The sequence below is a fragment of the Rhodanobacter sp. FW106-PBR-R2A-2-24 genome (genome assembly GCF_058789615.1).
In genome coordinates, this window is record NZ_JBYTBV010000002.1 from 85,000 (window position 1) to 106,351 (window position 21,352).

The window sequence follows — 21,352 nt, forward strand, 5'->3', positions numbered from 1 at the left end:
TGCTCCGCTACGTGGGTGAGCGTTGGCTTTCGTTCAAACGCGAAGCCCGGCCACGGACGGCCGGTCGCTGGACCATCACACGATGTGATGGCTCGACGCAGGCGCGAACAGCCATGGGCCGGACACACCGATGAAGCGTTCTGCGCGACGCGGAATGTTGCGCGGAAACAGGTTGGCGCGGCCTGTTCCGGCATGCGTCAAGCGGTCGACTATAAAGGCGATACACGCCCTGCTAGTTAGAACATCGTTAAATGCGGGGTGGACTCGGCAGGCCAAGGTTCAGCGTTGTGAACCGGGGCCGCGCGGCTACACTGGCGCTTGATCCAGACCATGGCCGCGCCGGATCGGCGCTGGCGTGCCACCGATGTGAGCGTATGCGTCCCCCCGTCGAGTCGAATATCCACCTCAGCCTTCCCTTGCGGCAACTGCGCAACGGGCAGGGACGCATGCTGGCGTCCCGGCTGCGGTGCGAGGCTGGCCGGCTGGCCTTGCGAGTGGGGGTGAGCTTCGACGATGCGTTGCCGCCGGTGCCAGGCATGGCCTGGACGCGGCTATGGCTGGCGCAGGGAGGGTATCGCGGCGATCTGCTGGCGCGCCTGGACGAGGCCTTGCCCTTTGTCGACGGTGCCTTCGATCTGGTCTGGCTGCAACACGCGCTGGAACCGGCGCCACGCGGTGCGCGGCTGCTCGCTGAGGCGTGCCGGGTATTGGCGCCCGGCGGCGTGCTGGTGGTGACGGCGCTGCATCCGCTGGGTGGATGGGCGCCCTGGTTCCTGTGGCGTGCGCGCGGCCAGCGGCAAGCGCTGCAATGGCCGTGGCGACTACGGCAGCGGCTCCGGCACGAAGGCCTGCGGGTCGAGGAACTGCGCCGGCTCGGCGCCAGCTGGCCACGGGGCACGCCGGTCGGCGACAATCCCCGCGGTGGGGGGTACCTGCTGCTCGCGCGCAAGGAGCGCAGCCTGGTACTGCCTTTGAAATGGCGGCTGCGGCCGGTCGGTGTATCGGCCATGCCGCTGTCGCCGGGTGCCCGCCGACGGGCGGTGTCTGAACGGGATGGTTGCGCGTGAGTCAAGACGAAGTCCATGCCTTTACCGACGGTGCCTGCCTTGGCAACCCCGGCCCCGGCGGCTGGGCGGCGCTGCTGCGGATCAAGGGGCATGAGCGGCTGCTGGCCGGCGGCGAGGCCGCCACCACCAACAATCGCATGGAACTGATGGCGGCCATCGGCGCGTTGGAGGCGCTGACACGGCCCTGCGCGGTGCTGCTCACCACCGACTCGCGCTACGTGATGCAGGGCATCGAGCAATGGCTGCCGAAATGGCGCGCCAACGGCTGGCGTACCGCCGACAAGAAGCCGGTGAAGAACCAGGATCTGTGGGAGCGCTTGTCCACCGCGACCGGCCAGCACCGCGTGCGCTGGCAATGGGTGAAGGGCCACAACGGCCACGCCGAGAACGAACGCGTGGATCAGACCGCGCGCGAGCAGGCCGAGCAGTTCAAGGGCAGGGCATGAGACAGGTCGTGCTGGATACGGAAACCACCGGCCTGGAGGTGCGCCAGGGCCACCGGCTGGTGGAAATCGCCTGCGTGGAGATGCTGGAGCGCCGCATCACTGGCCGCTATTGGCAAACCTACCTGAACCCCGAGCGCGCGATGGACGAAGGCGCGAGCCAGGTCACCGGCATCCGCGACGATATGTTGCGCGACAAACCCCTGTTCGCCGCCAAGGTGGACGAGTTTCTCGCCTTCGTCGACGGCGCCGAGCTCATCATCCACAACGCCAGCTTCGACGTGGGCTTCCTCAACGCCGAACTGGCGCGGCTGGGCGGCACCTTCGGCAGTATCGGCGACCGCTGCAGCGTGCTCGATACGCTGGCGATGGCGCGCGAGCGCTACCCCGGGCAGCGCAACAGCCTGGATGCGTTGTGCAAGCGCCTGGGCGTCGACAACTCGCGGCGCGACCTGCATGGCGGCCTGATCGACGCGCAGCTGCTGGCCGATGTGTACCTGGCGATGACCTCGGGTCAGGTGGCGCTGGATCTCGCCTTTGAATCCCCGAGCGAACCTGCGGCAACCACGAAGGTGGTCGCCCCGCTGGTGTTGCAGCGGCGCCCGCGCGTGCTGCGTGCCACTGCCGAGGAAACCGCGCTCCACGAGCAACGCCTCGATGCGCTGGACAAGAAAAGCCCGGACGGCAGTTGCCTTTGGCGCAAGCGGATGGCCGCCGCCCCCGAATCAGCTTGAGCGCACCAGGATCGCGGTGATGTTGTCCTTGCCGCCGCGATCCAGGGCGTCGATCACCAGGTGATCGATGCATTCCTGCGCGCCCAGTTCGGCACGCATGACGGTACGGGCGATGGCGGCGTTGTCCAGGCTTTCGGTCAAGCCGTCGCTGCACAGCAGCAGCCCGGTGCCCGGCGTGAACAAGCCCTTGGCCATGCCGATCAGGAGCTGTTCCGGCGGCGTGATGCCCAGCGCCTGGGTCAGCACGTTGCGCTGCGGATGGCGGGCCGCGTGGGCGGCATCCAGTTGGCCGTTTTCCACCAGCGCCTGTACCAGCGAGTGGTCGTGGCTGACCTGGCGAAACTCCTTGCCGGAAACGTAGATGCGGCTGTCGCCCACCCAGGCCGCCTCGTAAGCGTTGCCGGTCACGCGCAAGGCGGCAATGGTGCTGCCCATCGGCGGCATCTCCGGCTCCGGGTTGGCCTGAGCGAGCAGCAGCTCGTCGGCGTGCAGGATCGCCTCGGCCAGGCCGTGCCCCTTGCCCACCATCGCCACCACCGTGTCGCGCACCAGCGCCGCGGCCACCTCGCCGTGGAGATGGCCGCCCATGCCGTCGGCCACCAGGAAAAGGCCCAGCGATGCGTCGGCGTAACAGGTGTCCTCGTTGCGCGTGCGCTGCAGGCCAACGTGGGTAGCGTGTCCGAATTCGATCATGGAGAAAGCATGATGGATGTTGGAGGAGGGTGCAAAAGCACAAGCTGTGCACGCTGGCCGGGTGGGATTGTTCGGCTCATCCATGAGCCGAACCCTTCCGTGCTTGCGCGCTTCAGGGCCGGCCTTCGGCTGTCCAAATTCGTTTCGAACGAATTTGTCGCTCACGAAGGCGGGATGCCGAAGCGAACGTCGGCATAGCCGATGGCCCGGAGGGTGAGGCGCAGGATGGGTCGAATCACCTGCGTGGCTTCTTTTTACCCACCCGATGAGCAAGCAAAGCGCCGCCGTAAGGCTGGTGGATACCAAGAAGCTGCCCTACGGGCAGTGGCTGGACGTGCGGCGGAACGGCATCGGCAGTTCGGATGCCGCCGCCGCAGTGGGCCTGTGCCCGTACAAGAGCCAGCTCGAACTGTGGATGGAGAAGACCGGCCGCACGCCGCCGGAGGAAACGCGCCCCGGCCAGGACGACCCGCGCTACTGGGGCACTCTGCTGGAACCGATGGTGGCCGCGGCCTACCAGGAGCGCACCGGGCGCAAGGTGCGCAAACTCAACGCCGTGCTCCAGCACCCGACGTTCCCGTACATGCTGGCGAACATCGACCGGGAAATCGTCGGTGTGCCGGGTGTGCAGGTGCTGGAGTGCAAGACAGCTGGCGAGTTCGGCGCACGGCTTTGGAAGGACGGTGTGCCCGAGTATGTCCAGCTGCAGGTGCAGCACCAGCTGGCGGTGACGGGCACCGCTTCCGAACGGTTGAAATCGCGATGGACGAGCTGGCCGACGTTCCCTACATCGCCGAGCGAATCATTGTCGATTGCAGCCGCTGGAAGTAATGCTGGGCTGCCACAGGCCACCCCAATCCCCTTGAAAGGAGACACACATGTTTTACCTCACGTTGCTACCGGCAGTGCTGATGAGCCTTGCCATCGTACGCTTCTGGTACTGGCTTCGCCGGCTTGGTTACGCCGGCGAGGTTGTCGGCCGCGCACCCAACATGCTCGCCCTCGATGGCGTGTCGCTCTTGATGGCGGTGCTGTCCGCCTACTGGAGCTTGCACGGCTGGTTCGGCGTCACGCTGCCCATCCTGCAGGACGGCCCGATGGCCGACTGGCATCATGTGCCTGATGTGGCCACCTGCCGCCAAGTTCTTCGATGGCTGGTTCGGGCAGTGCCTGAACTACATCTTGCGGGTGGCCTTGTTGTCGGCAGTGTGCGCCTTTGCCGTGGCGGCGTTCTCCGCTTACACCACATCAGTGAACCCATCAGGTGATCAGAACACCTTGTTCACCGCACTGTGCATGGCCGTGATGGCGGGCATCTTGTTCTGGCTTTTGTACGAAACGAACAACATCGCCTCTGCGCTTGCCGGTGGCATGTCGTCCGTGGCGGTGACTTTGCGTAACCTGGCGTCGCCGGTCACAGGCGGCATGCGGACGGTCAAGGGCGTAGGCGACACGTTAAACCCCACCAGTACGCGCCGCGACTTGCAGTCCGGCATGATGTCCACCGGCACCAGGTTCGATCACATGGTCGCCGGCAACACGGTGCTGAACCCTGCGTATCGTCAGGCCATTCGGGAGAACATCGGACGGAACTGGGCAACGAAACGGGGCGGCAAGGTCAGCGGTTCGTGATGCATTTGCCGACCAAAACCATGGGCATGGGAGAAGACACATGAACGAGCAGGCGCAAGAGAAGCGCGAAGCCTACCGACAGGCCAATGCCATCGTGGGGCTGGAGGGTTGGGAACCGTCCCGCGAAGCCCTGGCGATCCAGGAGAAGGTCATCCGGGGCGAACTGACGCATGATGAAGCGGTAGCCGCCCATATCGTGCGGGTCATGTCGGCCCAGTCGGAAGGCTGATGGACGCAGAGCGATTCGGCGGGGTCTGACCATGAAAGCATCGACGGAACGCCTTACGGTGCAGGTGGCCCCCGAACTTAAGCTCGCCTTGCGCGAGCAGGCGAAGCGCGCGGGCGTGACACTTTCCGATTGGGTACGTACTCGCCTGGAGCTTGAGGGAACCGATCCCGACGACGTGCGCGCTCTGGTCAGTGAACTTGCGAAGCTGGAGCAACGGCTCAAGCGCACTGCGGTCGAGCTGGCTGCCAGCGAAGCGAAGGCGAAGGCCTGGGAGCGCAACAAGCCCGCCATGGAAGCCGCTATCCGGGCAGCCGTGGAAGACGAATTCCGGGAGCTTGGCATCGCCGACGGCTGGCGCTCGGGTTCTGCGCCACGCTGAGGCCGTCGCGGGTACAGGGCACGCAATGTGCCCCGAATCTGTTGGGGAATGCCTGCACTCGCAGGGACACGCCCGTGGATCTGTGGACAATCCGGCGCTGCCGGATACCGGCCTAGCCGCTGCGCGGCTCCCGGTGGACAGCCCGTGGACGACACGTCGCCCACCGCCTGCCCACCGGTCGGCCGTTGCCCACGAGCTCCACCGGCTCAGCTACCAATCGGAAAACATGGTTGCGAAGCCAACCCGTTGAAGAGGTTGAGTCGGTACGCTGAAGAACTCCCGCTGGCGTACCGGAGCGTCCAGGCCATGCGCTGAAGAACTCCCGCTCTCACCAGGTTCAGTCTGGTGGCTTCGGCTCATGGGCTTTGGAATCCCTTAATAATATTAAGGACAGACGGGGTGGCATGGGCTGTTGACGGATGTCGACCCAGCCGCCGCGTGGCTCTCGATGGACTGCCCGTGGACGACAAGTCGCCGACCGCCTGCCCATCGGGCGGCCGTTGCCCACAAGCTCCGCCGGCTCAGCCGCAAATCTGAATGAGGTGAGCAGTCATGCCCCCGAAGCCAATGTGCCGGGCGCTCACCCGCAGCCTCACCGATGAACTGAGGGATCGATCACTGGGTCGAGCTTGGGCTTGCCCCTTATTGATTGGCTGCCTTGACGGGTGGCTGCTTTCCAAACGTCGGGGCTTTGGGTGCCGTGATACCCGCACGCGATGCCCATGTCTTCGCGTTGCGCGCATCGGTGGCGTTGATGCAGTTCGGTGTGCTTTCCAGCTCACCGGGATTAGCGTCGCAACGGGCAATCATCGCGTCACGCTCGGCCGTGTGCGTCTTGTACCAGTCGACCGTCTGCACGGGCTCCTTCGGTGCGCAAGCAGACAGAGCGCTCCCCACGGTCACAACCGCCAATACCAGAGTCGTCTTCCTCATGCTTCGCTCCTTCCTTGTCACCACGTGGGCGTGAAATTTGAGAATATCAAGAAACGGCATACGGTTTGAGCTAGTGCAGGATAGGCTGTCGCCGGCATTCATCACATGTCGTGCTGGTTGGGACGGGTTCGTCGCCTCATTCCCCAACAGATTTGGGGTTGCCATCGACAAGCCCGCTTCGATGGGGGGGCCGTGCGGCATCCATGCCGCACCCTGCGGGCCGGCGTTGCCGGCGGCACGGCTGGCCTTCAGGCCATGACGGGCGAGGACTTCGGACAGGGCAGCCGCATGCGCGGCTGCTAGTTGGCGGGCGGTGGAGATTCCGGCCACGCGGCGAAATCGCGGACAATGCGACCAGATGGCCCCGGCTCGGTATCGGCCGGTATGGCGTTATATATCATCTGGTGATAGCATGGCTGCAACGCACGACCACAGTCTGGACAACTTGTTGTTGCTGCATGGCGAGGTCTATGACCAGGGCGACGGCTTCTGGATCAAGATCGAGGCATGGGAGGTGGCGGCGGACGCGCACATACCGCACGGCGTCCGCTACACGCTCACGCTGCATGATCGGCATGGCACGCGCCTGCTGGGCTACGACAACGCGCACGCCGTGAAGCCGCCGAAGCGCAACAAGTTCGCCGGGCGACGGCTGGCCTACGACCACAAGCACCGGCACGCGCGAGACAAGGGCGTGCCCTACGAGTTCACCAGCGCCGACCAGTTGCTCAAGGATTTCTTTGGCGAAGTCGACCGCGTGTTGAAGGAGGCAAAGGCATGAAAAAGATCGTCATTGGCATCGCCACGCAGGAAGCCATCCGCGACCGCGCGCTGGCCATCGCACGCGGCGAACGCAAGCCAGCGGCAGGCGAGCCGAAAATCTGGTTCACCTCCATGCGCTCGCTGGCTGAGGTGCTGTCGGACGACAACCGCGCCCTGCTGAAACTGATCCGCGAGCAAAAGCCCGAGTCGCTGAACCATCTGGCGGAGCTGAGCGGGCGCGCGCCCAGCAACCTGTCGCGCACGCTGAAGACGATGGAGCGCTACGGGCTAGTGGAGCTGCGCCGGCAGGCACGCCAGGTGCAGCCGGTGGCCAAGGCCAGCGAGTTCCTGATCCAGGCCGCGTGAGAAGGGATGCCCGCGCGGCACGGCCGCTGCGGGCGATGTTGATGCACCGCCCGCAAGGGACTGACCAGGACTCCGCATGCCGATACTCGATTGGGTGAATAGGGCGCAGGCCGCCGTGGCCGCGAGCGAGGTGCCTTATCACCTGCTGCAACTGCAATCGGCGCACGGAGAGAGGCAGGCTGCGCGCATGGTCATGGATGTGATCGGCAAATACGAGGTCAGGCCCGAGCTGGTGCCAACCAGTGGTGCGCTGCTAAGGCCCGAAGTTCAACAGGAGATTCTGGCGGAGGTAGCCGAGCGGCTGAAGCCGATGCAGGGCAGCCTGCTGGCGGGTGCGGATCACTCCACCCCGGTGCTGGACCTGTCCGCTGTGGTGGCAAAGACAGCCGAAATCGTGGTGCAGCAGACTATCGACATCCCTCGTATTGCCGTAGTGCCCAAGGGCGAGGTCACGACGGGCTTTCATCCCTTCACATTGGATGTGAGTCGACTCCATCTGCAGCCGAGCAAGCGTGAAATTGTTGGCCAAGAGCTGCGCACGAACAGGCAGTTCACGCTGGCGGCCGAGGTCGGGGTGAAAGAATCCCGGCCTGAAGACTACGTCGTTCATGCTCTGGTGGACTTGGATGACATTGACTACTTCACGCAATCCGAGTTGCTCTATGACTTGGCGGGGCAGATGGTGCAGCACCTGCGTAGCTACCTTTCCGAGGATGAGTCGATCAACGTGCTGGATCAGCACCGACAGACCATCGCGAAGGAAATTCACTCGCAGATGATGGCTCACTTCTGGGAGAAGGCTACGGATTACGAGGTACAGGTTAGCCGGGGTTATACCGAATTGAAGCCGTGCAACTACACGGTCACCGCAGGCCAGGCGCCGCACAGCTATCGTCAAACTGTCGAGCACTTGGGCGCCATCAAGCAGATGTTGTTTGCGGGCTTCAAACGGTGTCTGTACCCGTTGCAGAAGTTCGATTCCGACTCTGAGCGGCGCTTTGCGATCATCCTGGAGAGGGATGCGCAGAAGTGGCTCAAACCCGCCAAGGGGCAGTTTCAGATGTACTACAAGCGAGGCGTGGAGCAGCCCGAGTACATCCCGGACTTTGTTGCCGAGACCGAAAACGCCATCCTGATGGTGGAAACCAAGCAGCGGAAAGAGCTGACCACAAGTGAGGTCAAGGACAAGGCCGACGCCGCCGTCCGCTGGTGCAAGCATGCAACGGAGCATGCGGCGACCGTGGGCGGGAAGCCGTGGAAGTACCTGCTGATCCCCCACGACGAGATCGTGGAAAGCACGGAGCTGTCCGGCTACCTGCGATTCGAGAGCAAGCCTTGATTGCCCGGTAAGCGTAATAAGGCCCAACAACGCAAAACCACAAGCAACAATTGCTGGTACACCAATTGGTACACCAGCTACGCATCACCAACAAAAAACGCCATGAGAATCATGGCGTTAGTTGCTTTTACTGGCGGAGAGGGTGGGATTCGAACCCACGGTACGCTTGCACGTACGCCTGATTTCGAGTCAGGTACATTCGACCACTCTGCCACCTCTCCAAAACGGTCGCATGGTCGGTGCGAGCCGGCGATTCTACGTGCTGGCGCCAACCGTGGCAAGCAGGCCGGGCCGGCGAACCGAACCGGCTTGCCGCATCCTGTGTGTGCCTCAGCCTGCCTTCTTCTTCGCCAGGCGCAGCCAGGTGTCGACCACGGTGTCGGGGTTGAGCGACATGGACTCGATACCTTGCTCCATCAGCCACTCGGCGAGATCCGGGTGGTCGGAGGGGCCCTGGCCGCAGATGCCTACGTACTTGCCCTTGGCGCGTGCGGTCTGGATCGCCATGGCCAGCAGCTTCTTCACCGCGAGATTCCGCTCGTCGAACAGGCTCGCCACGATGGAGGAGTCGCGATCCAGGCCGAGGGTTAGCTGGGTGAGGTCGTTGGAGCCGATGGAGAAGCCGTCGAAGATGTCGAGGAACTCCTCGGCCAGCAGCGCGTTGGACGGCACCTCGCACATCATGATGACCTTGAGCGCGTGCTCGCCCTGCTTGAGGCCGTTCTGCGCCAGCACCTCGATCACCTTTCGGCCTTCGTCCAGGGTGCGCACGAAGGGGATCATCACCCACACGTTGTCCAGGCCCATCGTCTCGCGCACGCGCTTGACCGCCTGGCACTCCAGGCCGAAGGCTTCGGCGAAGCTGGGGTCGACGTAGCGGCTGGCGCCGCGGAAGCCGAGCATCGGGTTTTCCTCGTGCGGCTCGTAGCGCGAGCCGCCGATGAGGTTGGCGTACTCGTTGGACTTGAAGTCGCTCATGCGCACGATCACCGGCTTCGGGTACACCGAGGCGGCGATGGTGGCGATGCCTTCGGCGAGGCGATCCACGTAGAACGCCACCGGGCCGGCGTAGCCGGCGATGCGCTCATCGATCTTCGCCTTGGTTTCCGCGTCCTGCTTGTTGTACTCGAGCAGCGCCTTGGGGTGCACGCCGATGTGGCTGGCGATGATCATTTCCAGGCGCGCCAGGCCGATGCCGCCGTTGGGCAGCATGCCGAAATCGAACGCGCGCTCCGGGTTGGCCACGTTCATCATGATCTTCAGCGGCGCCTCGGGCATCGCGCCGAGATCGGCGGTGCTGCGTTCAAAGGCGAGCTTGCCGGCGTAGATGGTGCCGGTGTCGCCCTCGGCACAGGAAACGGTGACCTCGGCGCCGTCGGGGATCAGGCTCATGCCGTTGCCGGTGCCGACCACGGCGGGCACGCCCAGCTCGCGCGCGATGATCGCGGCGTGGCAGGTGCGGCCGCCGCGGTTGGTGACGATGGCACTGGCGCGCTTCATCACCGGCTCCCAGTCGGGGTCGGTCATGTCGGCCACCAGCACGTCGCCGGGCTGCACCTTGCTCATGTCGGCCAGCGAGCGCACCACGCGCGCGGCGCCGGCGCCGATCTTCTGGCCGATGGCGCGGCCCTCGGCCAGCACCTTGCCCTTTTCGCTGAGGTGGAAGCGCTCGAGCTGGGTGGCGTGGGCGCGCGACTTCACCGTCTCCGGCCGCGCCTGCACGATGTAGAGCTTGCCGGTGTGACCGTCCTTGGCCCACTCCACGTCCATCGGGCGGCCGTAGTGCTGCTCGATGATGAGCGCCTGCTTCGCCAGCGCTTCCACTTCTTCGTTGGTGATGCAGAAGCGGTGGCGCAGTTCGGCCGGGGTCGGCTCGGTCTTGACGCGCTCGCCCGGCGCGTTGGAATACACCATGCGCAGCTGCTTGGCGCCGAGGCTGCGGCGCAGCACGGCGGGCTTGCCGGCCTTCAGCGTGGGCTTGAACACGTAGAACTCGTCGGGGTTGACCGCGCCCTGCACGACCATCTCGCCGAGGCCGTAGCTGCCGGTGACAAACACCACGTCGCGGAAACCGGACTCGGTGTCCAGCGTGAACAGCACGCCGGCGGCGCCCACGTCCGAGCGCACCATCAGCTGCACGCCGGCGGAGAGGAACACGTTCTCGTGCGCGAAGCCCTGGTGCACGCGATAGGCGATGGCGCGGTCGTTGTACAGCGAGGCGAAGACCTCCTTCACCTTGTGCAGCACGTCCTCGATGCCGACCACGTTCAAAAAGGTTTCCTGCTGGCCGGCGAAGCTGGCGTCGGGCAGATCCTCGGCGGTGGCGGAGGAGCGCACGGCGACGGCGATGTCGTCGGCGCCTGCGTCCTTGCAGAGTTTGGCGTAGGCGTCGCGGATGGCCTGGTCGAGCTCGGCCGGCAGCGGCGTCTCGATGACCCACTCGCGGATTTCCTTGCCGGCCTTGACCAGCGCGTCCACGTCGTCGACATCCAGGCCGTTCAGCCGGGCGGCGATGCGTTCGGCCACGCCGCTCTTCTCCAGGTACGACTGGAAGGCATCGGCCGTGGTGGCGAAGCCGCCGGGCACGGAGACGCCGAGCTGGGCGAGGTTGCCGATCATTTCGCCCAGCGAGGCATTCTTGCCGCCGACCTTGCCGAGGTCGGTCATGCGCAGTTGGTCCAGCCAAAGCACGAGATGATTCAAGGGAGTCTCCTGAGGGGCAATGCCGCGGATAGTGGAATGGGCGCGCGCGGCAGCTGTGACGCGGGCTGCGCAGGATTGGTATTGTCCGCTTTCGATGGTGCGCGGCACAAGGAGACCAATGCCGTCCGCCGTCGCGCCAACTGCATACCAGTCAGCCGGGAGCAGGGTGGCGCAGCCGGGACAGTCGGCGGTGCATCGGTTATGGTGCGCGCAAGCAACGCCAGTCCTGCGGAAATCCCATGCAACGCACCGTCTTTTTCATCTCCGACTCCACCGGCATCACCGCCGAAACCATCGGCAACAGCATCCTGGCGCAGTTCGAGGGGCTGCGCTTCGACAAGCACCGCGTGCCTTTCATCGACGACGCGCACAAGGCCGAGGCGGCGGCGCTGCGCATCAAGACGCACTACGCCAAGACCGGCGAGCGGCCCATCGTGGTGAACACCATGGCCGACCGTGCGCTCAGCGACATCGTGGCCGCCAGCGGCGCCTTGATGTTGGACGTGTTCGCGCCGTTCATCGGCCCGCTGGAGGTGGAGCTGGGCATCAAGCGCTCCGGCGCGGTGAACCGCTCGCACGGCCTGGTGGATTTCGACAAATACGAGGCGCGCATCAACGCGACCAACTACGCGCTCACCCACGACGACGGCATCGACGTGAACTATGCCAATGCCGACCTGATCCTGGTGGGCGTGTCGCGCTCGGGCAAGACGCCCACCTGCCTGTACATGGCGCTGCACTACGGCGTCAGCGCCGCCAACTATCCGCTGACCGACGAGGATTTGGAGAAGCTGGAGCTGCCCGCCCGCCTGCGCCCCTATCGCGATCGCCTGTTCGGCCTCACCATCGAGCCGGGGCGGCTGGCGCAGATCCGCGAGCAGCGCCGCGCCGGTAGTCGCTATGCCACGCTCAAGCAGTGCACCTGGGAGCTGGAACAGGCCGATCGCCTGATGCGCCAGGCCGGTATCCCGTGCCTCAACACCACGCATGTTTCCATCGAGGAAATCGCCAGCAAGATCTTCGCCCGCTTCGGCATCGAACGCACCATGTATTGACCTCGCCATGAGCGCCGTACTCGACGACCGCCACAGCCTGCTGCCGGGGCGCTTTGCGTTCCTGATGGGCTTGTATGCCGAGAACTACCATCGGTTGACCCGGCTGTTCGCGCCGCAGCAACTGGCGCCGGGGCATTACGTTTCCGATGTGGACGACGGGCTCAACGTGCACCTCGCCGTGCAGGAGCGCCACCCTTACACGCTGGAGCTGGAACTCACCTATGCCTTCGTGGATGCGCATACCGGCCGGCGCGCGCCGTCGGCGCAACTGCGCATGTACAGCGATGCCCACGTGGCCGAAGCCTTGCACTGCCACCCCGGCCGGCACCTCTGGCAGGTGCTCGGCCCCTTCGCGCCGGCACACACGGTGTTCCAGCATCGCCTGCAGATGAACGGCTTTCTCGCCCGCTGGCTGGAGTACCTGGCCGAACAGGGCCATTCGACGGCGACGCTGCTGCCGTCGGCGAGATAGGTGGAGGCGCGGGCGCGCCGCGGGATGCGGGATGCGTCCATACGCCGCGGTTTGGACGTCCATACGCTCGCGTCTTTTGATTCATGGCAAGACAAACGCCCTGCAAACGGGCACACTTGGCGTTCTTCTAGTGCGAGCGTCCCATGAGCCGTCCCTCCTCCTACGACCATCAGCAACTCCTGGCCTGCGGCGACGGGCTGCTGTTCGGCGACAACAACGCGCGCCTGCCGGCGCCGCCGATGCTGATGTTCGACCGCATCACCCACATTGCCACCGAGGGCGGCGCCTACGGCAAGGGCCAGATCGTCGCCGAGCTCGACATCCGGCCCGACCTGTGGTTCTTCGGCTGCCACTTCCACGGCGACCCGGTGATGCCTGGCTGTCTCGGGCTGGACGCGATGTGGCAGCTCTCCGGCTTCTTCCTGCCTTGGCTGGGTGAACCCGGCCGCGGTCGCGCGCTGGGCGTGGGCCAGGTGAAGTTCACTGGCCAGGTGTTGCCCAGTGCCAAGCTGGTGCGCTACGAAATCGACATCCGCCGCGTGATGCGCGGCAAGCTGGCGCTGGTGATCGCCAACGGCAAGACCTTCGTCGACGACCGCCTGATCTACACCGCCGACGACATGCGCGTGGGCCTGTTCCAGTCCACGGAGGGCTTCTGACATGCACCGCGTCGTGGTCACCGGCATGGGTATCGCTTCCTGCCTCGGCAGTGCGCTGGATACCGTCTCGCATGCCTTGCAGGAACTCAAGAGCGGCATCACTGCGATGCCCGAATACGCCGCGCGCGGCCTGCGCAGCCAGGTGGCGGGCGTACCGTCGCTCGACCTCGACGCCCTGATCGACCGCAAGCTGCGTCGTTTCATGGGCAACGCCGCGGCCTACGCCTACCTGGCCATGCGCGACGCCATCGCCGACGCCGGCCTCGTGCTGGAGCAGGTGCGCCATCCGCGCACCGGCGTGATCGCGGGCTCCGGCGGCGGCTCGGCGCAGTGGCAGATCGAAACTGGCGACCTCCTGCGCGAGAAGGGCGTGCGCAAGGTCGGCCCGTTCATGGTGCCGCGCACGATGTGTTCCACCGTGTCGGCCACGTTGGCCACCGCCTTCGGCATCCTCGGCCTCAGCTATTCCATTTCCGCTGCCTGCGCCACCTCGGCGCACTGCATCGGCGCGGCGGCGGACCTCATCCGCCACGGCGCGCAGGACATCGTGTTCGCCGGCGGCGGCGAGGAGGAACACTGGGGCATGACCGCCCAGTTCGACGCCATGGGCGCGCTCTCCACCGGCGCCAATCACACGCCGCAACAGGCCTCGCGCCCCTACGACGTGGGGCGCGACGGCTTCGTCATCGCCGGTGGCGGCGGCATGCTGGTGCTGGAGGATTACGAACACGCGAAGGCGCGCGGCGCGCGCATCCACGCGGAGCTGGTGGGCTATGGCGTCACCTCCGACGGCGCCGACATGGTGGCACCCTCCGGCGAAGGCGCGGTGCGCTGCATGCAGATGGCCATGGCCGGCGCCGGCCGCCCCGCCGATTACCTGAACACCCACGGCACCGCCACGCCGCTGGGCGACATCGTGGAGCTGAACGCCGTGCGCGCGGCCTTCGGCAGCGACGTGCCGCCGCTGTCCTCGACCAAGGCGCTCACCGGCCACTCGCTGGGCGCGGCCAGCGTGCACGAGGCGATCTACAGCCTGCTGATGATGCGCGACGGCTTCATGGCCGGCTCCGCCCACATCACCGCGCTGGACGAGCGCGCCGAGGGCTTTCCCATCCTGCGCGAAAGCCGCCCGGCGAAACTCGACACGGTGATCTCCAACAGCTTCGGCTTTGGCGGCACCAACGCCAGCCTGGTGTTCGCGCGGGTGTAAAAGCTGGTTCGGTGTGCTGCGATCAGCGGTTCATGGCCGTGGCGCCCGGCGCTCTTGCCAGGCGCGAATGGCGAGGTTCAGCGCCAGCCATGCGCCCAGCGCGCCCAGCGGCCAGGCCAGTACGGCGGGCCAGCGCCACGCCACGATGGCGAGCAGCAGCAGCGCCAGCGCGCCCAGCGCCAGCGGGCCGGCATCGGCGCGGCCCAACACGCGCTGATCGACCAGCGCGGCGCCCATGCGGTTGGCCAGTCGCACGGCCCCGGTGGCGGCGCGGCTGGAGCTGCCGCCATCGTGGTGGCTGCGTGGCGGGCGTGCGCTGGCACTGCAGAGTTTGTCGCGGCGGCGCTTGCGCGGGGCAAGCACGATCTCGGTGGCGTTGGCGAGATCGCGCTCGTACTGCGCGGCGAGCTGCGCGGCGAAGCCGGCGTCCTCGATCGCCACGTCGATCTCGCGGTTGTTCAGCCAGCTGGCGAGGTTCAAGTTGGAGGAACCCACGCGCGCCCACTGGCCATCGGCCACCGCGGTCTTGGCGTGCAGCATCGAGCCGTTCCACTCGAACACGCGAATGCCGGCCTGCAGCAGCGGCCGGTAGCCTGCGCGTGACAGGCCGGCCACCATGGGGACGTCACTGCTGCCGGGCACCAGCAGGCGCACGTCCACGCCGTCCTTCGCGGCGGCGGTCAGCGCCTGCACGTAGGGCGCGGTGCCCACGAAATAGGCATCGGTGAGCCACAGCGTCTTGCGCGCCAGCGCGGCGATCATCTGATCCAGCCGGTAGATGCCGGCGCTGGCGGGCTGGGTGGCGATCAGTCGCAGTGCGATGCTGCCGGCCGGCGTGGCAGTGGCCGGCAGCCCGGGCAGGGCGCCGCCGCCTTCGGCCCAGCTTTGCGCGAAGGCAGCCTGCATCTCGGCCACCACCGGGCCGCGCAGCGCCACGCCGGTGTCGCGCCACGGCGGCACGCCGCGCCGCGTGTCGCCCAGCCACTTCGCGCTGATGCATACGCCGGAGAGGAAGCCCTGCGTGCCATCCACCACCAGCAGCTTGCGGTGGTCGCGGCTGAGCCAGCCGAACGGCTGGCCGAGCTGCGGCGGGTTGAAGATGCGCACCTGGCCGCCGGCCGCGCGCAGCGGTTGCCAGAACGCGCGGGTGGAGGCACCCAGACAGCCCAGCCAGTCGGCCACCACGGCCACGAATACACCGGCGCGGGCGCGCTCGGCTAGGGCGTCGCGGAAGGCGCGGCCCACCGCGTCGTTGCGGATGATGTAGTTCTCCAGCAGCACGTGGTGCTGCGCGCCGCGGATGGCTTCCAGCCACGCCGTGTAATGCGCCTCGGCATCGATCAACAGCGCCACCGTATTGCCGTCCAGCAGCGGGGCGCCCGCGCTGCGGCTCAGCGCCTGTGCCGCCAGTTGGCGGGTGGCCGGCGTGAACAGGTGCGGGGCGGTGGGCATGCCGCGAGTGTGCCATGGGCGACCATCTGATGGATGGCGGTCGCGATGGCTGGTGCCGCGCCGGCGGTCGCCATCGGAACGCTGGATGCGTCGCCAGTCCGCCGGTACTGCCTTCCATCGCCACGCTTTGCTCCTCACTGCAGCCGGTCGCGGGAGATGCTGCGGTGGCGCGGCTTGCTGCGTGAGCCGTGGTCGAGGGACGCGTGGGGCGGGCGCCGCAACGCCGAAGGCCGCCTCGCGGCGGCCTTCGGTTTCGTGTGGTGCCTGGTGCAGTTGGCTCAGCCGCCGCGCAACGCCTTCTTGCGGTCGTTCTCGGTGAGGTGCTTCTTGCGCAGGCGGATTTCCTTCGGCGTGACTTCCACCAGCTCGTCGTCGTCGATGAAATCCAGCGCCTGCTCCAGCGAGAACTTGGTGGCCGGAGTGAGCTGGATCGCGTCGTCCTTGCCGGAGGCGCGCATGTTGGTCAGCGGCTTGGGCTTGATGACGTTGACGGTGAGGTCGTTGTCCTTGGCGTGGATGCCGACCAGCTGGCCCTCGTACACGTTGTCGCCCTCGGCGGCGAACAGCTTGCCGCGCTCCTGCAGCGGCCCCAGCGAGTAGGCGGGGGTGGTGCCGCCGGCGTTGGCGATCATCACGCCGTTCTGGCGCTTGGCGATCTGGCCTTCTTCCTTCGGACCGTAGTGGTCGAACACGTGGAACAGCAGGCCCGAGCCCTGGGTGAGGGTCTTGAACTGGTTCTGGAAGCCGATCAGGCCGCGCGCCGGGATCATGTATTCCAGGCGCACGCGGCCCTTGCCGTCGGGTTCCATGTTCTTGAGCTGGCCCTTGCGCATGCCGAGGCGCTCCATCACCGGGCCCTGGTGGATTTCTTCCACGTCGACCACCAGCTGTTCGATCGGCTCCATCTTCTGGCCGTCGATCTCCTTGATGATGACCTCGGGGCGCGACACGGCGAGCTCGTAGCCCTCGCGGCGCATGTTCTCGATCAGCACCGAGAGGTGCAGCTCGCCACGGCCGGAGACCAGGAACTTGTCGGCGTCTTCCAGTTGCTCGACCTTCAGCGCCACGTTGTGCACCTGCTCGCGGTCGAGGCGATCCTTGAGCTGGCGGCTGGTGAGGAACTTGCCGCCGCTGAGATCCTTGTTGCCGGCGAACGGCGAGCTGTTGACCTGGAAGGTCATCGAGATGGTCGGCTCGTCCACGGTCAGCGCCGGCAGCGCCTCGGGCGTGTCCAGCGCGCACACGGTGTCGGAGATGGTCAGTTCCGCGATGCCGGAGATGGCCACGATGTCGCCGGCCTCGGCGCTCTCCTGCTCGATGCGTTCCAGGCCCATGAAGCCCAGCACTTGCAGCACCTTGCCCTGGCGCTTCTTGCCTTCGCGGTTGATGATCGCGACCGGCATGTTCTTCTTCAGCGTGCCGCGCTGGATGCGGCCGATGCCGATGACGCCGACGAAGTTGTTGTAGTCGAGCTGGCTGATGCGCATCTGGAAGGCGCCTTCCGGATCGACGTCAGGCTTGGGGGCGTGCTGCATGATCGCTTCGTACAGCGGCGTCATGTCGCCCTCGCGAACCTCGGGATCAAGGCTGGCGTAACCGTTCAGCGCCGAGGCGTAGACGATCGGGAATTCCATCTGCTCCGGCGTGGCGCCGAGGCGGTCGAACAGATCCCACACCTGCTCCACGACCCAGTCGGGACGGGAGCCCGGGCGGTCGACCTTGTTCACCACCACGATCGGCTTGAAGCCCATGGCGAAGGCTTTCTGCGTGACGAAGCGGGTCTGCGGCATCGGGCCGTCCATCGCGTCGACCAGGATCAGCACGGTGTCCACCATCGACAGCACGCGCTCCACCTCACCGCCGAAGTCGGCGTGGCCGGGGGTGTCGACGATGTTGATGCGGTTGCCGTTCCACTTGATCGCGGTGTTCTTGGCCAGGATGGTGATGCCGCGTTCTTTTTCCTGGTCGTTCGAGTCCATCACGCGCTCGGCCAGCACGGTGCGCTCATTGAGCGTGCCGGACTGCTTGAGCAGGCAATCGACGAGGGTGGTCTTGCCGTGGTCGACGTGGGCGACGATGGCGATGTTGCGCAGATTTTCGATGGACATAGGCGTGGCTCGGGCGATGCGGGGATCGTCGCGCAGGTTTCTGGAAGGCGAATCGGCCGATTATACGCATACTTGTCCCGGCGCGCTCGATTCGGACGCGGTGCGCTATCCTTGTCGGCCGACGCGCGGCGCTTTTCGCTGCGCTGCAGGCTTTCGATTCCCAAGCTCCCGATCCAAGGATTACCCATGGCCATCCAAGTCACCTTCACCACCAACCGCGGCCCGATCCGCCTGCGCCTGCACGACGAACAGACCCCGGTAACGGTGGCGAGCTTCGTCAACCTGGTGCGTCGCGGCTATTACGATGGAATCACCTTCCACCGCGTGATCGCCGATTTCATGGTTCAGGGCGGCTGCCCGCTGGGCACCGGCACCGGTGGCCCGGGCTACAAGTTCGAGGACGAGTTCGTCGCCTCGCTGCGCCACGACAAGCCCGGCGTGCTGTCGATGGCCAATGCCGGCCCGCGCACCAATGGCAGCCAGTTCTTCATCACCCATGGCGCCACGCCGTGGCTGGACGGCAAGCACAGCGTGTTCGGCGAAGTCGTCGGCGCGGAGGATCAGGCCGTGGTGGATCAGATTCGCCAGGGCGACGTGATCGAGAAGGCCACGGCCGAAGGCGACGTGGATGCGCTGCTCGCCGCCCAGGCCGACCGCGTGAAGGAATGGAACGGCGTGCTCGACCAGCGCGGCTGATCCATGCCGGCGTGACGCCCACGCTCCCGGGCCGCCGTGATGTTTGCGGCGGCTTTTTCATGGCGGCTTGCTGCTGCCGGCGTCGCGCCGCCTCATGGTAAAATCACCGGCCTTGCCGTTTCTTTTCCACGTCATCGAGAACGCCATGCCCCAGCTCGCCCAGCGCGTCGGTCGCGCCAAGCCCAGCGCGATCATGCTCATTGCCGCCAAGGCGAAGGCGCTCAAGGCCGCCGGCCGCGACATCATCAGCTTCTCCATCGGCGTACCCAATTTCCTGCCCGGCGAGCATGTGTACGCCGCCGCGCGCGAGGCGCTGGGCCACGACAGCGGCCAGTACGGCAGCAACCGCGGCGCCGAGGCGCTGCTCGACGCCTTCCTCAGGCACATCGAGGCGCTGGGCTTCGCCGGCTACGGCCACGCCAACCTGTCGGTGGGCATCGGCGCCAAGCAGATGCTGTACAACCTGGTCGAGGCGCTGATGGACGAGGGCGACGAGATCGCCTTCGCCGCGCCGTACTGGACCACCTACCGGGACATCGCCGACATCGCCGGCGTCAAGGCCAACGTGCTGCATTGCGGACCGGAGCAGCACTACAAGCTCACGGCGCCGCAGCTCGATGCCGCGCTCGCGCGCAAGCCGCGCGTGTTCCTCTTCAACAACCCGTCCAACCCCACCGGCATGGTCTACACGCGCGAGGAAATCGCCGCGCTGGCCGAGGTGCTGGTGCGCCATCCGGACACCTGGATCGTCACCGACGACATCTACAACGCGATGGTGTTCGACGGCATCGGCTACCACAACTTCGTGCACGCGCAGCCGGCGCTGAAGGATCGCCTGGTATTCGTCGACTCGATCTCCAAGACCTACGGCATGCCGGGTTGGCGGGTGGGTTTCATGGCCGGGCCGGAAGCGGTGGCCAAGGCGGTCACCACGCTCAATTCCAACCACATCACCAGCCTGCCGGAAGTGGTCACCGCCGCCGCGGTGGCCGCGCTCGCCGGCCCGCAGGACGTGCCGAGGCAGAAGTGCATCGAGTTCGCCGCGCGTCGCGACGCCGTGGTGACGGCGCTGAACGCGATTCCCGGTGTCACCTGCCCATGCCCGCAGGGCGCGTTCTATGCCTTCCCCGATATCTCGGTGGCGTTCGGCAAGAGCCATCGCGGCACGATGATCGCCAACGACGTGGAGTTCTGCGCCGCGCTGCTGGAAGCCAAGGGCGTCGCCTGCGTGCCCGGTTCGGCTTTCGGCGAGCCGCGCGGCATGCGCATTTCCTACACCTGCCCGGCGGCGCAGCTCGCGCCGGGGCTGGCACGTATCCAAGAGTTCTTCGCCGAACTCGTCTGAAACTCGGGCTCCTCAACCGAATCCCGAATCCCGCCTCCCCACCCCCGGAGAATCACGATGAAAGCTCCCGTTCGCGTTGCCGTTACCGGCGCTGCCGGCCAGATCGGCTACGCCCTGCTGTTCCGCATCGCCGCTGGCGACATGCTTGGCCCCGATCAGCCGGTCATCCTGCACCTCCTGGAAATCACCCCGGCGCTGCCGGCGCTGCAGGGCGTGGTGATGGAGCTGAACGACTGCGCCTTCCCGACCTTGGCCGGCATTGTCGCCACCGACGACGTCAACGTGGCCTTCAAGGACGTGGACTACGCGCTGCTGGTCGGCGCCCGTCCGCGCGGCCCGGGCATGGAGCGCAAGGATCTGCTGGAAGCCAACGGCAAGATCTTCGCCCCGCAGGGCAAGGCGCTGAACGACCACGCCAAGCGCGACGTCAAGGTGCTGGTGGTCGGCAACCCGGCCAACACCAATGCGCTGATCGCCCAGCAGAACGCGCCCAGCCTCGACCCGAAGTGCTTCACCGCGATGGTGCGCCTGGACCACAACCGCGCCATGAGCCAGCTCGCCGAGAAGACCGGCAAGCACAACACCGATATCAAGCGCATGACCATCTGGGGCAACCACAGCTCCACCCAGTATCCGGACATCCACCACGCCACCGTGGCCGGCAAGAGCGCGCTGTCGCTGGTCGACCAGGCCTGGTACGAGAGTGACTTCATCCCCACCGTGCAGCAGCGCGGCGCGGCGATCATCAAGGCGCGTGGCGCTTCCTCTGCCGCCTCAGCCGCTTCGGCCGCGATCGACCACATGCGCACCTGGGCGCAGGGCACCGCCGAGGGCGACTGGGTGTCGATGGGCATTCCGTCCGACGGCTCCTACGGCGTCGCGCCGGGCGTGATCTTCGGCTACCCGGTGACGGTGAAGGACGGCAAGTACGCCATCGTGCAGGGGCTGGAGATCAACGCCTTCTCGCGCTCGCGCATCGAGGCCACTGAGAAGGAGCTGCGCGAGGAGCGCGCGGGCGTGGAGCACTTGTTCGCCAAGTGATGCTTGCGGGCGTGCCGACGCCCGATCCAGCTTC

22 protein-coding genes and 1 tRNA gene are annotated in these 21,352 nt (G+C 66.3%); 17 read left to right on the forward strand and 6 right to left on the reverse strand.

Going from position 1 to position 21,352, the window contains the following annotated elements; translation table 11 throughout:
• Positions 1 to 374 precede the first annotated feature (374 nt).
• From AC3WQA_RS01435 to dnaQ, 3 genes are read left to right on the forward strand one after another with little or no spacing between them, the layout of a single operon-like run.
• Positions 375 to 1,067 carry a methyltransferase domain-containing protein gene (locus AC3WQA_RS01435; protein WP_492673337.1) on the forward strand — a complete coding sequence of 231 codons (693 nt, stop codon included), beginning with the start codon at positions 375 to 377 and terminating at the stop codon, positions 1,065 to 1,067.
• Positions 1,064 to 1,513 (forward strand): ribonuclease HI, encoded by a 450-nt coding sequence (gene rnhA, locus AC3WQA_RS01440; protein WP_492673338.1) that lies wholly within the window; start codon positions 1,064 to 1,066, stop codon positions 1,511 to 1,513. Before AC3WQA_RS01435 ends, rnhA begins: the two co-directional genes overlap by 4 nt.
• Complete coding sequence (gene dnaQ, locus AC3WQA_RS01445) at positions 1,510 to 2,244, forward strand: DNA polymerase III subunit epsilon (protein WP_492673339.1); 735 nt, start codon at positions 1,510 to 1,512, stop codon at positions 2,242 to 2,244. The genes rnhA and dnaQ overlap by 4 nt, the downstream gene beginning before the upstream one ends.
• Here dnaQ and AC3WQA_RS01450 read toward each other — a convergent pair.
• Positions 2,236 to 2,937, reverse strand: coding sequence for a PP2C family protein-serine/threonine phosphatase (locus tag AC3WQA_RS01450; protein WP_492673340.1), 702 nt, complete (start codon positions 2,935 to 2,937; stop codon positions 2,236 to 2,238). The two genes, dnaQ and AC3WQA_RS01450, sit on opposite strands and share 9 nt — an antisense overlap.
• Positions 2,938 to 3,232: 295 nt before the next feature.
• On the opposite strand from AC3WQA_RS01450, the gene AC3WQA_RS01455 reads away from it, so the two are divergent.
• From AC3WQA_RS01455 to AC3WQA_RS01470, 4 genes are read left to right on the forward strand one after another with little or no spacing between them, the layout of a single operon-like run.
• Positions 3,233 to 4,060 carry a YqaJ viral recombinase family nuclease gene (locus AC3WQA_RS01455; protein WP_492673341.1) on the forward strand — a complete coding sequence of 276 codons (828 nt, stop codon included), beginning with the start codon at positions 3,233 to 3,235 and terminating at the stop codon, positions 4,058 to 4,060.
• Entirely contained in the window at positions 4,051 to 4,569 is a 519-nt protein-coding gene (locus AC3WQA_RS01460; protein WP_492673342.1) for a type IV secretion system protein, read from the forward strand. Before AC3WQA_RS01455 ends, AC3WQA_RS01460 begins: the two co-directional genes overlap by 10 nt.
• A 40-nt stretch (positions 4,570 to 4,609) precedes the next feature.
• The gene (locus AC3WQA_RS01465) at positions 4,610 to 4,798 is read left to right on the forward strand and encodes an antitoxin VbhA family protein (protein WP_492673343.1); all 189 of its coding nucleotides are present in this window, start codon (positions 4,610 to 4,612) and stop codon (positions 4,796 to 4,798) included.
• A 31-nt stretch (positions 4,799 to 4,829) separates the two neighbouring features.
• On the forward strand, positions 4,830 to 5,177 hold the full coding sequence (locus AC3WQA_RS01470) for a plasmid mobilization protein (RefSeq protein WP_492673344.1): 348 nt from the start codon (positions 4,830 to 4,832) through the stop codon (positions 5,175 to 5,177).
• A gap of 642 nt (positions 5,178 to 5,819) precedes the next feature.
• On the opposite strand, the gene AC3WQA_RS01475 is transcribed toward AC3WQA_RS01470, so the two are convergent.
• Positions 5,820 to 6,440 carry an EexN family lipoprotein gene (locus tag AC3WQA_RS01475; protein ID WP_492673345.1) on the reverse strand — a complete coding sequence of 207 codons (621 nt, stop codon included), beginning with the start codon at positions 6,438 to 6,440 and terminating at the stop codon, positions 5,820 to 5,822.
• A gap of 82 nt (positions 6,441 to 6,522) precedes the next feature.
• On the opposite strand from AC3WQA_RS01475, the gene AC3WQA_RS01480 reads away from it, so the two are divergent.
• The 3 genes from AC3WQA_RS01480 (at position 6,523) to AC3WQA_RS01490 (ending at position 8,577) form a co-directional block, all read left to right on the forward strand.
• On the forward strand, positions 6,523 to 6,891 hold the full coding sequence (locus AC3WQA_RS01480) for a toxin-antitoxin system TumE family protein (protein ID WP_492673346.1): 369 nt from the start codon (positions 6,523 to 6,525) through the stop codon (positions 6,889 to 6,891).
• Positions 6,888 to 7,238 carry an HVO_A0114 family putative DNA-binding protein gene (locus AC3WQA_RS01485; RefSeq protein ID WP_492673347.1) on the forward strand — a complete coding sequence of 117 codons (351 nt, stop codon included), beginning with the start codon at positions 6,888 to 6,890 and terminating at the stop codon, positions 7,236 to 7,238. Before AC3WQA_RS01480 ends, AC3WQA_RS01485 begins: the two co-directional genes overlap by 4 nt.
• Before the next feature lie 76 nt (positions 7,239 to 7,314).
• A complete protein-coding gene (locus tag AC3WQA_RS01490) occupies positions 7,315 to 8,577 on the forward strand; it encodes a hypothetical protein (RefSeq protein ID WP_492673348.1) in 1,263 nt (420 codons plus the stop codon).
• 131 nt (positions 8,578 to 8,708) lie between these two features.
• Here the strand turns inward: AC3WQA_RS01490 and AC3WQA_RS01495 are convergent.
• Positions 8,709 to 8,798 (reverse strand) — tRNA-Ser (locus tag AC3WQA_RS01495).
• Positions 8,799 to 8,907: 109 nt separating this feature from the next.
• The gene (gene ppsA / locus AC3WQA_RS01500; protein WP_492673349.1) at positions 8,908 to 11,280 is read right to left on the reverse strand and encodes a phosphoenolpyruvate synthase; all 2,373 of its coding nucleotides are present in this window, start codon (positions 11,278 to 11,280) and stop codon (positions 8,908 to 8,910) included.
• A gap of 239 nt (positions 11,281 to 11,519) precedes the next feature.
• Here ppsA and ppsR point away from each other — a divergent pair, with 239 nt between their 5' ends.
• From ppsR to AC3WQA_RS01520, 4 genes are all read left to right on the forward strand, one after another.
• Positions 11,520 to 12,335 (forward strand): posphoenolpyruvate synthetase regulatory kinase/phosphorylase PpsR, encoded by an 816-nt coding sequence (ppsR, locus tag AC3WQA_RS01505; protein WP_492673350.1) that lies wholly within the window; start codon positions 11,520 to 11,522, stop codon positions 12,333 to 12,335.
• Positions 12,336 to 12,342: 7 nt separating this feature from the next.
• Positions 12,343 to 12,807: a DUF1249 domain-containing protein gene (locus AC3WQA_RS01510; protein ID WP_492673351.1), complete on the forward strand. Its 465-nt coding sequence runs from the start codon at positions 12,343 to 12,345 to the stop codon at positions 12,805 to 12,807.
• Between the two features lie 143 nt (positions 12,808 to 12,950).
• Entirely contained in the window at positions 12,951 to 13,466 is a 516-nt protein-coding gene (fabA, locus tag AC3WQA_RS01515) for a bifunctional 3-hydroxydecanoyl-ACP dehydratase/trans-2-decenoyl-ACP isomerase (RefSeq protein ID WP_492673352.1), read from the forward strand.
• A gap of 1 nt (position 13,467) precedes the next feature.
• Positions 13,468 to 14,676, forward strand: a complete 1,209-nt coding sequence (locus tag AC3WQA_RS01520; protein ID WP_492673353.1) for a beta-ketoacyl synthase N-terminal-like domain-containing protein — start codon at positions 13,468 to 13,470, stop codon at positions 14,674 to 14,676.
• 30 nt (positions 14,677 to 14,706) lie between these two features.
• Here AC3WQA_RS01520 and AC3WQA_RS01525 read toward each other — a convergent pair whose 3' ends face one another.
• Entirely contained in the window at positions 14,707 to 16,128 is a 1,422-nt protein-coding gene (locus tag AC3WQA_RS01525; RefSeq protein ID WP_492673354.1) for a phospholipase D-like domain-containing protein, read from the reverse strand.
• A gap of 278 nt (positions 16,129 to 16,406) precedes the next feature.
• The gene (typA, locus tag AC3WQA_RS01530; RefSeq protein WP_492673355.1) at positions 16,407 to 18,236 is read right to left on the reverse strand and encodes a translational GTPase TypA; all 1,830 of its coding nucleotides are present in this window, start codon (positions 18,234 to 18,236) and stop codon (positions 16,407 to 16,409) included.
• Between the two features lie 186 nt (positions 18,237 to 18,422).
• Between typA and AC3WQA_RS01535 the strand changes: the two genes are divergently transcribed.
• From AC3WQA_RS01535 to AC3WQA_RS01545, 3 genes are all read left to right on the forward strand, one after another.
• Complete coding sequence (locus tag AC3WQA_RS01535; RefSeq protein ID WP_492673356.1) at positions 18,423 to 18,932, forward strand: peptidylprolyl isomerase; 510 nt, start codon at positions 18,423 to 18,425, stop codon at positions 18,930 to 18,932.
• A 145-nt stretch (positions 18,933 to 19,077) separates the two neighbouring features.
• Positions 19,078 to 20,277, forward strand: coding sequence for an aminotransferase class I/II-fold pyridoxal phosphate-dependent enzyme (locus AC3WQA_RS01540; RefSeq protein ID WP_492673357.1), 1,200 nt, complete (start codon positions 19,078 to 19,080; stop codon positions 20,275 to 20,277).
• 57 nt (positions 20,278 to 20,334) lie between these two features.
• A complete protein-coding gene (locus tag AC3WQA_RS01545) occupies positions 20,335 to 21,318 on the forward strand; it encodes a malate dehydrogenase (protein WP_492673358.1) in 984 nt (327 codons plus the stop codon).
• Positions 21,319 to 21,352: the final 34 nt, after the last annotated feature.